The organism is Trinickia sp. NRRL B-1857, assembly GCF_050470685.1.
GTDB lineage: Bacteria > Pseudomonadota > Gammaproteobacteria > Burkholderiales > Burkholderiaceae > Trinickia.
The window spans coordinates 1,160,102-1,174,840 of record NZ_JBFLUK010000001.1 but is presented as its reverse complement, the minus strand read 5'-3'; the positions used below and the strand labels follow the sequence as shown (position 1 = coordinate 1,174,840).

Sequence of the window (14,739 nt, the reverse complement as noted above, 5' to 3'; positions counted from 1 at the left end):
GGGGGATGGTGTTCGGCGCGGGGCGTGTCGATTCAGCCCGCGTCGATCGACCATGCCCCCAGCCACTCGCGCGGTTTGGCGATGTCGTCTTGCGCGGCGATGAGTTCGAGCTCGTAGCGGCCCGCGGCGTACGTCGCTTTGAGCACCGCGTGCACGGCCGAAACGGCGTGTTCGAAGGCCGTGCGCAACGAGTCGCCGCTTAAGCGGCGCGCCACGAACGTGGCGCTCGTGAGCTCGCCCACGCCCACCGGCTGCCGCGCGAAGGGGTAGCGCGGATGCTGGGTCATCCAGGCTTCGCTCTTGGTCACGACGAGCAAATTGACGCGGTCGGCCGGGCTGTTGCGGTCGACGAGCTGCTTCACGAGAATCACTTGCGGGCCGCCGCGAATGATCTCGCGGCAAGCGCGCAGCGCCTCGTCGACGGTTTCGATCGTCCGTCCGACGAGCTTTTGCAGCGCGTCGTGGGTCGGGGAAAGCCCGTCGGCGATCGTCGGCATCGTTTCCAGCAAGTATTCGTCGACGCTTGCGCCGGCACCCGCCCCGATGACGGGCGTGCAGAAGTGCCACGCTTCGGGGTTACTCGCCTTCACCGTACGTACGATGTCGATGACGGCTTGCGCATGCGCCTTCGAGCCGAGGTACCCCGAGACGATCGCATCGCAGCGCCGCAGCATGCCGATCGCCCCGATCCCCTCGACGAGGTCGGCCATCTGCGGCGGGTCGATGGCGCTGCCGGCCCAATGACCGTACTGCATGTGATTCGAAAACTGCATCGTGTCGAGCGGCCAGACGTTGACGCCCAGCCGTTGCATCGGAAAGACGGCTGCGCTGTTGCCCGCATGGCCGAAGACGACGTGCGGTTGAATGCTCAAGACGTTTTTCATGATGAGTTCGCTCGCGTGAAGCGCGACGGCTCCAATCGGCTGTGCAACTGGTTCCGGCGATGCGGCGCGGCGCCGCGCGCTGCCCGATATTTGCAAGATACATGAGTTGTTGCGTCGCGTCATCGGGCGCTATTAGCACGTAGCGCGCCCGATTGCCCGTCAGGTGGGCCCAAGATTCCAAAATTGGCGACAAACCGGCAGCGGCAATGAAGGCGTCGGCGTTGCTTGCATCCGACGAAATGGGGCCGCGGGGAGCCGGCTCGTAAGCGTTTTCCCGCACGCACTGCTACAATTGCCTGTTTCCGAAGTTTACAAGCGAGCTGACGGCTTTCCTCGGGCCGCATCGACTGCGCCCAAGGCGTGTCGCTTCAGCGCGCTTCGTGTTCGTTTCGCCTCGCATCAGACAAGTTAAGCGCATTGCGCACGGTCCTCGAGCCGGCCCGCAGCCTTTCGCACACCGGTTCCCGGGGGGCGCCGAAGTCCGTTGTCTTCATGTACGGCACGCGAACATTCACGCGACACGAAAGCGGGTGGCGCGCAAGCCGCGGCAAGGCTTGGCGCCGCACGTCGAGAAGAACGAAGGAGTAGCGAACGTGCCAGCAAGCGTCTCATCGAACGGGTTGTCCCCGCGCCGCGCGCATGCGCCGCAGGGCGGCGCCGTAACGGCGCGCGCGGCCGGTCAAGGCGGCGCGCGATGACTTTTTCTCCCGCCACGCTCTGGGACTGGTTGCTCATCGCCTTGTGCTGCATCGCGACGGCTTATGTCGTCGTGGCTGCGCTGGCGCTGCCGTCTGCGCGCTCGCTCGTCAAGCGCGGAGCGAACGTGCGCACGGGCGGCTTCGCCCCGCGGCGGAGCACGGAAGCCGTGAGCGTGCTCAAGCCGCTCTGCGGCGCCGAGCCGCGTCTTTACGAAAACCTTTCGACGTTCTGCGAGCAGGCGCACCCTTGCTATCAGTTGCTATTCGGCGTGTCCTCGTCGGCCGATCCGGCGATCGCCGTCGTGCGCCGTTTGCAAGCGGCGTATCCCGAGCGAGACATCGCACTCGTCGTCGATTCGCGCGTGCACGGACACAATTTGAAGGTCAGCAATCTGATCAATCTGGCGGCGCGGGCCAAGCATCCGCTGATCGTTTTGGCCGATAGCGATATCGCCGTGACGCGCGATTACCTGCACGCCGTGACCGCGCCGCTGGCCGACCCGGAAGTGGGCATCGTCACGTGCCTGTATCACGCGAAAAGCGTCGGTGGATTCTGGACGCGCATCGGCGCCCAATTCATCAACGAGTGGTTCGCGCCTTCGGTGCGCATCGCGCACGCCGGCGGTTCGCGCAGTTTCGGTTTCGGCGCGACTCTCGCGCTGCGTTCGAGCGTGCTCGCCGAGATCGGCGGCTTCGACGCGCTCAAGGACTGTCTGGCCGACGACTATTGGCTCGCCGAATACACGCGTGAACGCGGTATGACGACGGTCCTGTCGGAAGTCATCGTCGATACCGACGTCATCGAGCCCGATTTCAGCGCGCTGTGGTTGCGCGAAACGCGCTGGCTGCGCACGATTCGCTCGATCAATCCGCTCGGTTTCGCGTTCTTGTTCATTACGTTCACGTCCCCCTGGATCCTGGCGGGGGCGCTGCTCGCCCTGCACGGCCACGCGGGCGTGAGCGGGGTGGTACTGATGGCGTCGACGGTGCTCGGCCTCGTCGCGCGTGTCGGCTTGCATGCCCGCGCCTCGCGCGCGCGCGGCGAGTTCTGGCGCGACTTGCCGCTCGTGCCGCTGCGCGACGCGTTGCTCGCCGCGCAATGGTTCGTGGCGGCGTTCGGTTCGCATGTCGTCTGGCGCGGCGCGCGCATGCCGGTCGTCGCCCGCGTGGCGGAAGGATCCGACGGGCCTTGAGCGGGACCGTATTCGTATTTCGTCGACGGCGCCTCTGGCGCGGCCCGTCGTCCTCACAACATTTGCTTCACCTATAGGTTGCCGGAGCTTCATCCATGAAAACGCTGTTCTTGCAGGCCCCGTCGTATGACGGCTTCGATGGCGGTGCCGGTTCGCGCTACCAAGCCAAGCGCGAAATCCGCTCGTTCTGGTATCCGACCTGGCTCGCGCAGCCCGCGGCTCTCGTGCCGGGCAGCCGCGTGCTCGACGCGCCGGCAGACGGCCTGTCCGTCGAAGAAACGTTGAAGATTTGCGACGACTACGATCTCATCATCATCCACACGAGCACGCCCTCGTTCCCGACCGATGCGCTCTTCGCCGAAGACGTCAAGAAGCGCAAGCCGTCGGTGCTCGTCGGTATGGTGGGCGCGAAGGTGATGGTCGATCCGCACAACTCGCTCACGGCAACCGAGGCGATCGATTTCGTCTGCCGCGAGGAGTTCGACTTCACCTGCAAGGAACTGGCCGAAGGCAAGCCGTTCGCCGAGATCAAGGGCCTGTCGTGGCGTGGCAAGGACGGCTCGATCGAGCATAACGAAGCGCGTCCGATCCTCGAAAACATGGACGAGCTGCCGTTCGTCGCGCCGATCTACAAGCGCGATCTGAAGATCGACAACTACTTCATCGGCTACCTGAACTACCCGTACGTCTCGATCTATACGGGTCGCGGCTGCAAGTCGCGCTGCACGTTCTGCCTGTGGCCGCAGACGGTCAGCGGCCACCGCTATCGCACGCGCTCGGTCGAGAACGTGATCGAGGAAGCGAAGTGGATTCGCGACAACATGCCCGAAGTCAAGGAACTGATGTTCGACGACGATACGTTCACCGACGACCTGCCGCGCGCGGAAGCGATCGCGATCGGCCTCGGCAAGCTCGGCATGACGTGGTCGTGCAACGCGAAGGCGAACGTGCCGTACAAGACGCTCAAGGTCCTGAAGGAAAACGGCCTGCGCCTGTTGCTCGTCGGCTTCGAATCGGGCGACGACCAGATTCTCGTGAACATCAAGAAGGGCGTGCGCACGGACTTCGCGCGCCGCTTCAGCGCGGACTGCAAGAAGCTCGGCATCAAGATCCACGGCACGTTCATTCTGGGCTTGCCGGGCGAAACGCAGGAAACCATCAAGAAGACGATCGAGTACGCGAAGGAAATCAATCCGCACACGATTCAGGTTTCGCTGGCCGCGCCGTATCCGGGTACGACGCTTTACAAGCAAGCCGTCGACAACGGATGGATGGAAGAGAACAAGACGATCAACCTCGTGAGCAAGGAAGGTGTGCAGCTTGCTGCGATCGGTTATCCGCACTTGTCGCGCGACGAGATCTATCACCATCTCGAGCAGTTCTATCGCCAGTTCTACTTCCGTCCCTCGAAGATTTGGGAGATCTTGCGCGAGATGCTGACGAGCTGGGACATGATGAAGCGCCGTTTGCGCGAAGGCGTGGAATTCTTCCGCTTCCTGCGCGCGCACGAGGCGTAAGAAGGTGACACGCTCGGGCCGACGCGCTCTCATCGTTACCGCGGATGATTTTGGGCTGCATCCGCGAGTGAACGCGGGCATCGAGCGTGCGCACCGAGAGGGTGTGCTTAAGGCCGCGAGCTTGATGGTCAGCGCGCCTGCCGCGCAAGACGCCGTCGAGCGCGCGCGCGCGTTGCCGAGTTTGCGCGTCGGCCTGCATCTTGTGCTGGCTGACGGGCTGGCGGCTTCGCCACCGGCGCAGATTCCTGCGCTCGTCGGGCCCGATGGCCGGTTCGGCGATGACATGGTGCGCGACGGCTTCCGTTTCTTCTTCCTGCCGTCCGTACGCCGCGATCTCGCCCGCGAGATCCGCGCGCAATTCGAGGCGTTCGCCGCGACGGGCCTGCCGCTTGATCACGTCAACGCCCACAAACACTTCCATTTGCATCCGACCGTCCTCTCGCTCGTGCTGTCGATCGGGCGAGCGTTCGGCCTGCGCGCCGTGCGCCTGCCGTTCGAAGCGAACGCGCCTGTCTGGCTCAAGCCTTGGATTGGCCTCATGCGCGCGCGTCTTGCGCGCGCCGGGATCGCTTACAACGACTATGTGGTCGGTATCGAGCATACCGGCGGGATGGACGAGGCCGCGATGCTCGATGCGCTTGCGCGGATGCCGGCCGACGGAGTGGGCGAAATTTACAGCCATCCGGCGGAAGCGGGCGAAGGCCCCATCACGGCTTCGATGCAAACGTATCGTCACGTCGACGAACTCAATGCGCTGCTTTCGCCGCGCGTGGCCGAGGCAATCGCCAAGGCTGGGCTCGTTTGCGGCGGGTTTGCCGATGTCTTCAAAGGCAAAGGCGACGGACAAGGCATGGCCGATGCGCGCAATCGTGGCGATGCCGCGCGAGAAGGGGCGTCGCGATGACGAAATGGCTGAAATGGGCCGGTTGGCCTATCGGGATCGCGCTCTTGCTTGCGCTCGTAGTGCGCGACGGCGCCGCCGACGTCATGCACGTCATCGCGCAGGCCGGTTTCGCGCTGCTTTGGCTGGTGCCGTTTCACGCCGTGCCGTTGCTGCTCGATGCGTACGGCTGGCGCATTCTGCTGCGCGGTCGTGCATCGCTTGCGTTTCTCTGGTGGGTGGCCACCGTCCGCGAGGCCGTGAGCCGGCTGCTGCCCGTCCTGGCGGTGGGCGGTGAAATCGTGGGTATTCGGTTGGCTCGCTGGCGCGTGCGCGATGCGAGCGTCGTCAGCGCTTCGGTAATCGTCGAGGTACTGGTGACGATCGCCGTGCAATATGCGTTCTCCGCGCTAGGCGTCATTCTGATTCTGGCCGCGACGGGCGGCGATCATGCGAGGACGATCGCGCTTGCGCTCGTGCTTTCGCTGCCGTTGCCGATCGTGACGGCTTTGCTGCTGCGCCGCGGCGGCGTTTTCCATGCGATCGAACGATTCGCGGCGAACGCGCTCGGGAGCGAACACCGGCTGTTGCAAGGCATCGACGGCGCGAAGCTCGATGCCGAAATCGACGCGCTGATGACGCGTGCCGGCACACTCGTTAAGGCGTTCATCTGGCAATTTCTCGGCTATCTCATCGGAGCGCTCGAAACCTATTGGGCCTTGGCGCTACTCGGTCACCCCGTATCGGCGGGTGGTGCGATCGCGATCGAAGCCCTGACTCAAGCCGTACGGCACGCCGCGTTTATGGTGCCGGCCGGCCTAGGCGTCCAGGAAGTCGCCGTCGTCCTGCTTGCGCAGATGTTCGGCATCGACCGCGAGGTGGGTCTTTCGCTTGCGCTCGTGAAGCGGATGCGTGAAGTGATCTTCGGCTGCGCCGCGCTGCTGTCTTGGCAATGGGCCGAGATTGTCGTCGCGCGGCGTAGCGTTCGCCGAACGCACTCGGCGCGGGACGTCAATCTCGTCCGCTGATGGGATAAGGATAAGGCCGCGCAACGCGCGGCTTGGCGGTTGCACGGTTCGGGCGGGTTTTCCGATCTATGGAAAGGAAATCGTGATCGTCGTAAGGCCGAATTGGGCTACCGCCTGATTAAAGCAGTTGCGTGGCTTGCCGTTAGGATCCGCGGACATGGTGCACGTCGCTGCCTCCGGAGTGCCCGGCAGATAGGAAGCCGGGCTACCGATCATGAGGCTTCCGATGCCATACCAAACGTGGTCGGTGAGCTGAAAAGCGTACTGGCCGGGCTGGCTTCCGCCCCAAGCGACGCTCGCGTTCCACACGAGACTTTTCGAGAAGCCGCCGCACTGGGTGGTGCGGTCGTCGAGGTTGCTCTCCGTGACTTTGACCACCTGCTTGCTATGCGGTTGGACGACAACCTTCTCGGGGTCGACCGACCGAATGCAGGTTTTCGCCCCGGTCGAGATGGTCAGGGTGTAGGCCCCCTGGTTGTCGAAGGTGACGGTGTCCACGAAGTCTGCGCTCTTGCCATGCCCAGGCGCGGTCGACTGCCGTGTTTGAGCGGAGGGCGTTGCCAGAGCGCGGTCGGCGGCTGTCGCTGCGTGCGCCGCGCCAACGGGTATCGCGGTCAGTAGTAGAGAAACGGCGACGCCGAGCACCGCGCCAACAGTGCGGTTCTCTCGGGTGAGCGGTGAAAATCCATCATTCCGGTGCGCAATCATCGTGTGGCCTTTTGTCGATCGGGCCACGGTGGCCCTAGTGTGGGTTACGTCGATGCGTTTAATCGTCCTTGGCCATCGTGATGGTGATGGGCGAGTCGCCCGGCTGATCGGCCCATGTATTGAGGCAATTGTGTCCGCCGCAAGTCGCTGCGCCGACCGTTCCGGGCGATCCGGTCGTCGCGCTAATCATCGTTTGCCATTTCGAAAAAAAGAAACCGTTGTTTTGATGGCGGAAGTCGACGGTGTACACCTTTCCGCCAGTGGGGCCGTAGGTATTGACTTGCCACACGACAAACTTGGCTCCGCCGAAACAGGGCGTGGCTGCGGCGTTTTTATCGACGATCGTGAAGATTTTTGTTCCGTGCGGCTCGACGGTGAACGTCGGGGGGCCCGGGTCCGTCATGCATTCGAATACTTCCCGGTCGAATAGCAATTTGTACGATCCGTTGCTGTTATCGATGGTGACCGTATACTCCGCTGCTTTTTGTTTCGGCTCTTTCTTCGATACGGTCGAATCGGATCGAGACGCCACGTCAGCATTGGGAGAGGGTGAATCCTCGGCTCTTAGCGGTGTCGGGGCGATTGCGAGCGCGGTCATCGCGAATATTGTCGCTTGCAACACCCGATCCCTGAGTGTGCGTTTCAATGCTTGCTTTTTTTCTTGCTCGATCATTTGGGCTCTCCATTGTGACGCTACTCGGCGGTGCGTTGCCTAACGATATGTCGCGCATGGAGAGTTATACATTTGGCGCTAATCGATGATGGCAAGTACCGCGTCGCTGTATCGAGCGATATTCACGATGTGAGAATGCGCAGGGTATTGGCGGCTTTCGAGTCGGTAGGACCGTCGCCGAATCGACTCCAGAACAGTGCGCGATCCGATTGCGTCGGGCGAAACGGCGCATATCGACAGTTGCGGCGTTTTCAATCCGTTATGACGCCGCGTTCAGAGGAAGTCATTCGCTAGCGGGCGAGATTGCGACCTTGTCATCTTGCGGATTGGGCGTGCCATTCGGATAAAAATAAATGGCCGCGATCTTGTCGTCGTAATCGAGCGCCCACTCGTTCAGGCATTCAAGGCGACCGCAGGTGGCTTTATACGGCGTGCCCGGTTTGTCGAAATCGGAGCTCAGAATACGTACGTGCCGCTCCGCAATTTCCACTTTTCCGTGAACTTCGGGGACATCCTGTACGCCGAACTGGATGTGGTAGCGAAGTGCGGGTGCGCCGGCTCGGGTGGCGTCGAATTGTAGGGTGACGTGCTTGTCTTCGAACACGTTACGACATCCTGATAGGATACCGTCATCCTCCGTCACATGAATCTGGCCGATCGAGCCCGGCGGCAGCGATGTGAAATTCGCCCCGACACCAGTGATGCATTGGGGAGAAAGGAATTTTTCGCGGAGCATCAATGTATGGGTTCCCTTTGTATTATCTAGCTTGATCGTGTGACTATTCGGATTTTTATCGAATATGCGCGACTCCTGTTGCTCCGATTGAGTGATATTGCTCGCGGCCTGATCCGCCGGATTTGCGTTGCTTTCAGCTTGTGATCCGGTTGAAGTAAGGGCAAGGGCAACGGCAAGGGCAAGGGCAAGGGCAAGGGCGGCAAAAATCGATGCTGCCGCAAAACGCGACTGCCGCTGTATAGGGCGTTCGAATAGGAACGGTTTTTTTAATGAAGTCATCTTGCGAGTTCTCCTAAAAATACTTGCGAGCCGGTCACGCGCTCAATTTCTTGGGTAAAGGAAAACCGTGTTGTCGTTGCCGGATTGGGGGACCCATTCATCCAGACAAGCGTGATCGCCGCAGGTTGCCGCGTATGGGGTTCCTGGTCTGGAAAGCTTGGTGCTAGCGATCCGGACGCGTCCGTCGCCGTCCATCTTCGGCTCTACACTGAAGAGCACCTTATAAACGATCGGGCGGCCGGCTTGTTCGGGCGAGGCGACATCCCACAAGACATGCTTGGGTTCGCCCAGACAACCCGAAGATTGGCTGTCCCTGACATCCATGCGAACCTCCGCGGTTTCGCCTGGGGCCACGGTAAAAAAGTCCGGTTCGACGGTGGCCACGCATTGCCGTTGGCGCAGGTGCTCACGGAACTCCAACGTTTCCGTCCCCCGGCTGTTGTCGAACTTGATCACGCGCTCGCTCAGCTGGCTCGCAATCGAACTGCCCGCGAATATCGCCGCCACTAGCGCCATCGACCAACGAATTTTGAGTGAAGAGGGAAATCCTATGAATCGGTGTCTTTTGCGCGAGATCATTTTTCGTCTCTCCTATGCCATTTCTTGCTCGGTGGGTGGAAACGAAAGCGTCCCATTTGAGCCAGTAAAACGCTAGGTTATTGGGTCTGGTTTCTTCGTTCGATGCGCCGAAAAAACGCGCCCATTCGCATAACCGGTCCGATCGATGTCGGTTCTATAACGCACAATGCCGTGGCGGGTGAGGTACAGATGTTCCCTATGCGCGTAAACACGCTTTGCATTTAGGTCGCCTCTCGTCCTACATTTAAGCCAACCGGACACGTGATATCGAATTACATCGACACCGATTGAAGGTCAAACGACGCAGCGCCGCGCCGGCTACGGGGGGCGAACGGACGCCATGTGCATAGCACGGGCGGGCGGACGCAAGCCAAAGACGCAGTGCACAGGGACGACGTCGTTCTGCCGGTGCCCGGGTTTTTGCCGACGATCTTGCGTCGCGCGCCATGATGATTGCCGGCCGTTCACGAGAGTGACGGCCGGTTCTGTTTTTTTGGGCCCCCGAATCCTGGCGCACGCCGAGCCGAGGCAGGCGCTCGTCCAAATTGCGGATGTGCGGGGCGGCCCCGAATATCGAAAAAGCGACGCGAAACTTGCGCAATTGCCCCGGCCGGGTCGGCGTCCAGACGTGTACCGGCATCCCGCGGCGTCGCATCAACAGGTCTTTTCGGCGGCATCTCGGTCATGTTGCGCTGCAATAAGTCGGACGGCCGCATTTGAACAAAGAAATTTCGCTTGCGACTATCCGCGCCAGTCGGCAATCACATTCCAAGACGGAGACGCCCGTGTTCCTCTATGGCTTCGGCCCGATCCTTCTCGCTGGCGCGATCAAGACGATCGAATTGTCGGTGCTCTCGCTCGCCGTGTCCGTGTTGCTCGGGCTCGTCGGCGCGGTCGCGAAGCTTTCGCGCAATCGCGTGGTGTCGGGCGCGGCAACGCTTTATACGACGCTCATTCGTTCCGTGCCCGATCTCGTCTTGATGCTGCTGCTCTTTTACAGCATTCAAATCGCCGTCAATCAGATGACGGACGCCCTCGGCATGGATCAGATCGACATCGATCCGTTCGTCGCCGGCGTGCTGACGCTCGGCTTCATTTACGGCGCCTACTTCACCGAGACCTTTCGCGGTGCCTTTCTGGCCGTGCCGCGCGGTCAGCTCGAGGCGGGCAGCGCTTACGGCATGAGCGGCGCGCGCGTGTTCGCGCGCATCTTGTTTCCGCAGATGATGCGCTTCGCGCTGCCGGGCATCGGCAACAACTGGCAGGTGCTCGTGAAGGCGACGGCGCTCGTGTCGATCATCGGTCTCGCCGACGTCGTCAAGGCGGCGCAAGACGCCGGCAAGAGCACCTTCAATATGTTCTTCTTCATTCTGGTCGCGGCGCTGATTTATCTGGCGATCACGACGGTATCGAACGTCGTGCTGCTGTGGCTCGACAAGCGCTATTCCATCGGCGTGCGGCACGCCGAACTTTGATTGACGAGCCCAGCCCATGATCGAAATCCTCTCCCAATACGGCCGTGCGTTTCTCTACTACGACGGACAGGGGCTCTCGGGCCTGGCCGTCACGCTATGGCTGCTCGTCGCATCGCTCGTCATCGGCTTTTGCATGGCCTTGCCGCTGGCGGTGGCGCGCGTGTCCAAGAACCGCTGGCTTTCCATGCCGGTGCGCTGCTATACCTACGTGTTTCGCGGCACGCCGCTTTACGTGCAACTGCTGCTCATCTACAGCGGCGTCTATAGCCTGCAATTCATCCGTTCTCATGAACTGCTGAACGAGTTTTTCCGCAGCGGCTTGCATTGCGCGATTCTCGCTTTCGGTTTGAATACGGGGGCTTACACGACCGAGATCTTCGCCGGGGCGATTCGCGCGATCTCGCACGGCGAGGTGGAAGCGGCCCGCGCCTACGGAATGAACCGCTGGACGATGTACCGGCGCATCATTTTGCCGTCGGCGCTGCGCCGCGCCCTGCCGTTGTACAGTAACGAAGTCATCCTGATGCTGCATGCGACGACGGTGGCATTCACGGCCACGGTGCCCGACGTGCTGAAGGTCGCGCGCGACGCCAATTCGGCCACTTACATGTCGTTCCAGGCCTTCGGAGTCGCCGCGCTGATCTATCTTGCGGTATCGTTCGCACTCGTCGCGGCGTTCCGGCGGGCCGAGCGGCACTGGCTTGCTTACTTGGCCGTCGGCCGGCACTGAGGCCGGCATTGATCAAACGCCATCGATTCATACGGGAGAGCACGGTGCTCCAAGCGACTTCTCAATCCGCCGCCGCCAAACTTGCGGCGCTCGACATCCATAAGCGCTACGGCGACAACGAGGTGCTCAAGGGCGTCACGCTCGAGGCCAAAGCGGGCGACGTCATCAGCATCATCGGCGCGAGCGGCTCGGGCAAGAGCACGTTCCTGCGCTGCATCAATTTCTTGGAGCGGCCCAACGCGGGCAGCATCGTCGTCGACGGCGAGACCGTACGCACCAAGGCGGATCGCTCGGGCAACCTCGAGGTGGCCGATCAGAAGCAGTTGCAGCGTATCCGCACGAAGCTGTCGATGGTGTTTCAGCACTTCAATCTCTGGGCGCATATGAACGTGCTCGAAAACGTGATCGAGGCACCCGTGCACGTGCTCGGGCTCTCCAAGCGCGAAGCCGAGGAGCGCGCCCGGATGTATCTGGAGAAGGTCGGTCTCGCGCCGCGCCTCGAAAAGCAGTATCCGTCGCATCTTTCGGGCGGGCAGCAGCAGCGCGTGGCGATTGCGCGGGCGTTGGCCATGAACCCCGATGTCATGCTCTTCGACGAGCCCACCTCGGCGCTCGATCCCGAACTTGTCGGCGAGGTCTTGAAGGTCATGCAAAAACTGGCCGAGGAAGGCCGCACGATGATCGTCGTCACCCATGAAATGGGCTTTGCGCGCAACGTCTCCAATCATGTGATGTTCTTGCATCAAGGGCGCACGGAGGAAGAGGGCGATCCGGCGGTCGTGCTGGCCCAACCGAACAGCGAACGCTTGAAGCAATTCCTGTCGGGCAGCTTGAAGTAACGGCATGCAAGGCAGGGCGAACGAACGGCGTGCGGCCCGCGTGGCCGATGCTTCGATCAAGCGCGAGGGCTAAATGGTGGCGCGCGCGCAAGCCGGTCCGGCAAGGACGACGCAAGTTGCGATCGTGGCGCTACCGCCCGTATCGATGTCGGGCATCGCACCGATCGTCGATGCGCTGCGGCTGGCCAACGAGATCGATGGCCGTGCGTTGTACCGCTGGCGCACGCTGTCCTGGGACGGGCGCGCCGTGCCGCTCGCGGGCGGGGCGACGCTGCCGGCGGACGACGCGTTCGGCGACGGCCTGTCTTGCGATTGGCTCATCGTGCTCGCCGAGCGCTTTCAGCAATTTGCCGACTACCGGCTGTTTCTGGCCTCGCTGGCCCGGGTCGGGCAGCGCACGCCGCTCGTCACGGGCATCCACCACGGCGTCTGGTGGCTGGCAATGGCGGGGCAGCTCTCGGGTTACCGCGTCAGCGTGAACTGGGAAACGTATCAGCAATTCGCCGAGCAATTCGAGCGCTCGATCGTCACCCAACAGATCTTCGAAATCGACCGCGATCGCGCGACCTGCGCGGGCGGCTTGGCGAGCGTCGACTTCATGCTGGCGATGATCGCGCGCGAGCATGGCCCGGAACTCGCCGAGCGCATCGCCGACGCGCTCGGCGTAGGCGTGTTGCGCTCGGGCGAAGAGCGCCAGCGCATCCCCTACGTCACGGCGCCGGGCGAGCGGCATCCGCGTTTGAACGACGCGCTTCAGCTCATGGAGGCGAACATCGAGGATCCGCTGACGACCGACGACATCGCGAACCTCGTCGGCGTGTCGCGCCGCCAGCTCGAGCGGTTGTTTCGCCAGTACCTCGGCTCGATGCCGTCGAAGTATTACCTGGGGTTGCGGCTCGCGAAGGCGCGCATGCAATTGCAGCGCACGAGTAAATCGATCGTGCAGGTGAGCCTCGCTTGCGGGTTTTCGTCGGCGGCGCACTTTTCGAACGCATACCGCGAGCGCTTCGGCGTGACGCCGCGCGAGGAGCGCCGCAATTGGATCGCCAAACAGCATGGAGCGGGCGTGGCTTATGCAGGCGAGCCTCGCGCGGGCGCGCTGATCGAGCCGCCCGATCGTGCCTGACGAACGCGATAAATCGCGTCGCCCCCACGCAAGACGCCGTGACGATCGTTTTCTAAACTAACGTTTATTGCCCTGGTAAGTGACCCCGTGCTGAGCAAAGGGTCGAAGGGCGCCCACCTACCCCGTAGAGGACCCGCCATGAACGATTTCGCAGTGAACCGCCAGACTTTCGACGAAGTCATGGTGCCGGTATTTTCGCCCGCGTCTTTCGTGCCGGCTCGCGGCCTAGGTTCGCGCGTCTGGGATACGCAGGGCCGCGACTATGTCGATTTTACGGGCGGCATCGCCGTGACGGGCTTGGGGCACGCTCATCCCGAACTCGTGCGCGTCCTGCATGAACAAGGCGAGAAGCTTTGGCACGTGAGCAACGCCTATACGAACGAGCCGGTGTTGCGTTTGGCCAAGCGCCTCGAATCGCTGACGTTCGCCGACCGCGCGTTTTTCGCCAATTCGGGCGCCGAAGCGAACGAAGCCGCGCTTAAGCTCGCGCGCCGCGTGGCCATCGAGCGCCATGGCCCGGAAAAGATCGAGATCGTTTCGTTCAAACAGTCGTTCCACGGCCGCACGTTCTTCACGGTCAGCGTGGGCGGTCAGCCCAAATATGCCGAAGGTTTCGGCCCCGTGCCGGCCGGCATCGTTCATCTGCCGTACAACGATATCGAAGCGGCGCGCGCCGCGATCGGTGCGAAGACCTGTGCCGTGATCGTCGAGCCGATGCAGGGCGAGGGTGGCGTGATTCCGGCCGATCCGGCGTTCTTGCGCGCGCTGCGCGAGGCGTGCGATGCGCACGGCGCGCTGTTGATTTTCGACGAAGTCCAGACGGGCGTGGGCCGTACGGGCTTCTTCTACGCGTATATGGACACGGGCGTGACGCCCGACATCCTGACGACGGCTAAGGCGCTCGGCAATGGTTTCCCGATCGGCGCGATGCTGACGACGAAGGAGATTGCGGCGCACTTCAAGGTCGGCGTGCACGGCACGACGTACGGCGGCAATCCGCTCGGCGCGGCCGTGGCCGACAAGGTCGTCGAACTCGTCAGCGATCCGGCCCTGCTCGAAGGCGTCAAGCAACGCGGCGCGCAAATCAGGGCCAAGCTCGCCGAGATCAACGCGCGCTTCAATCTTTTCAAGGAAGTGCGCGGCAAGGGGCTTTTGATCGGCGCGGAATTGACTGCGGCCTACGAAGGCCGCGCGAAGGATTTCGTCAACGCGGCGGCCGCGCACGGCGCGATGCTGCTGATTGCCGGCCCGAACGTGCTGCGCTTTGCGCCGTCGCTCGTCATCTCCGAAGACGATCTGAACGAAGGCTTCGTGCGGCTCGTCAAGGCGATCGAAGAAGTCGTCGGCGCTACGGCGGATGCGCAGGCCCGCTGATCGCGCAACGCCCAAGGAAA

The 14,739-nt window shown here is 62.4% G+C and carries 14 protein-coding genes; 9 read left to right on the top strand and 5 right to left on the bottom strand.

From position 1 onward, the window contains the following. Nucleotides 1-32: 32 nt before the first annotated feature. Nucleotides 33-884 (bottom strand): pyridoxal kinase PdxY, encoded by an 852-nt coding sequence (gene pdxY, locus AB1286_RS05070; RefSeq protein ID WP_430362242.1) that lies wholly within the window; start codon nucleotides 882-884, stop codon nucleotides 33-35. Nucleotides 885-1,578: 694 nt separating this feature from the next. Between pdxY and hpnI the strand changes: the two genes are divergently transcribed. From hpnI to AB1286_RS05050, 4 genes are all read left to right on the top strand, one after another. Beyond that, nucleotides 1,579-2,775 (top strand): bacteriohopanetetrol glucosamine biosynthesis glycosyltransferase HpnI, encoded by a 1,197-nt coding sequence (gene hpnI / locus AB1286_RS05065; protein WP_430362241.1) that lies wholly within the window; start codon nucleotides 1,579-1,581, stop codon nucleotides 2,773-2,775. A gap of 95 nt (nucleotides 2,776-2,870) precedes the next feature. Continuing rightward, the gene (hpnJ, locus tag AB1286_RS05060) at nucleotides 2,871-4,292 is read left to right on the top strand and encodes a hopanoid biosynthesis associated radical SAM protein HpnJ (protein ID WP_430362240.1); all 1,422 of its coding nucleotides are present in this window, start codon (nucleotides 2,871-2,873) and stop codon (nucleotides 4,290-4,292) included. 4 nt (nucleotides 4,293-4,296) lie between these two features. Continuing rightward, nucleotides 4,297-5,196 (top strand): hopanoid biosynthesis-associated protein HpnK, encoded by a 900-nt coding sequence (hpnK, locus tag AB1286_RS05055; RefSeq protein WP_430362239.1) that lies wholly within the window; start codon nucleotides 4,297-4,299, stop codon nucleotides 5,194-5,196. Continuing rightward, nucleotides 5,193-6,200: a lysylphosphatidylglycerol synthase domain-containing protein gene (locus tag AB1286_RS05050; protein ID WP_430362238.1), complete on the top strand. Its 1,008-nt coding sequence runs from the start codon at nucleotides 5,193-5,195 to the stop codon at nucleotides 6,198-6,200. The genes hpnK and AB1286_RS05050 overlap by 4 nt, the downstream gene beginning before the upstream one ends. A gap of 66 nt (nucleotides 6,201-6,266) precedes the next feature. On the opposite strand, the gene AB1286_RS05045 is transcribed toward AB1286_RS05050, so the two are convergent. The 4 genes from AB1286_RS05045 to AB1286_RS05030 all read right to left on the bottom strand — a co-directional run bounded on the left by AB1286_RS05045 (nucleotide 6,267) and on the right by AB1286_RS05030 (nucleotide 9,175). Further along, on the bottom strand, nucleotides 6,267-6,908 hold the full coding sequence (locus AB1286_RS05045) for a hypothetical protein (protein WP_430362237.1): 642 nt from the start codon (nucleotides 6,906-6,908) through the stop codon (nucleotides 6,267-6,269). 58 nt (nucleotides 6,909-6,966) lie between these two features. Next, the gene (locus AB1286_RS05040; RefSeq protein WP_430362236.1) at nucleotides 6,967-7,581 is read right to left on the bottom strand and encodes a hypothetical protein; all 615 of its coding nucleotides are present in this window, start codon (nucleotides 7,579-7,581) and stop codon (nucleotides 6,967-6,969) included. A gap of 283 nt (nucleotides 7,582-7,864) precedes the next feature. Beyond that, entirely contained in the window at nucleotides 7,865-8,596 is a 732-nt protein-coding gene (locus AB1286_RS05035; RefSeq protein WP_430362235.1) for a hypothetical protein, read from the bottom strand. Between the two features lie 42 nt (nucleotides 8,597-8,638). Beyond that, entirely contained in the window at nucleotides 8,639-9,175 is a 537-nt protein-coding gene (locus AB1286_RS05030; RefSeq protein ID WP_430362234.1) for a hypothetical protein, read from the bottom strand. 785 nt (nucleotides 9,176-9,960) lie between these two features. On the opposite strand from AB1286_RS05030, the gene AB1286_RS05025 reads away from it, so the two are divergent. From AB1286_RS05025 to AB1286_RS05005, 5 genes are all read left to right on the top strand, one after another. Continuing rightward, nucleotides 9,961-10,650, top strand: a complete 690-nt coding sequence (locus AB1286_RS05025) for an ABC transporter permease (protein WP_430362233.1) — start codon at nucleotides 9,961-9,963, stop codon at nucleotides 10,648-10,650. Nucleotides 10,651-10,666: 16 nt separating this feature from the next. Next, complete coding sequence (locus tag AB1286_RS05020; protein ID WP_430362232.1) at nucleotides 10,667-11,380, top strand: ABC transporter permease; 714 nt, start codon at nucleotides 10,667-10,669, stop codon at nucleotides 11,378-11,380. Between the two features lie 44 nt (nucleotides 11,381-11,424). Continuing rightward, a complete protein-coding gene (locus AB1286_RS05015) occupies nucleotides 11,425-12,219 on the top strand; it encodes an ABC transporter ATP-binding protein (protein ID WP_430362231.1) in 795 nt (264 codons plus the stop codon). A gap of 73 nt (nucleotides 12,220-12,292) precedes the next feature. Next, a complete protein-coding gene (locus tag AB1286_RS05010) occupies nucleotides 12,293-13,345 on the top strand; it encodes a GlxA family transcriptional regulator (protein ID WP_430362230.1) in 1,053 nt (350 codons plus the stop codon). A 138-nt stretch (nucleotides 13,346-13,483) separates the two neighbouring features. After that, complete coding sequence (locus tag AB1286_RS05005; RefSeq protein WP_430362229.1) at nucleotides 13,484-14,719, top strand: aspartate aminotransferase family protein; 1,236 nt, start codon at nucleotides 13,484-13,486, stop codon at nucleotides 14,717-14,719. Nucleotides 14,720-14,739: the final 20 nt, after the last annotated feature.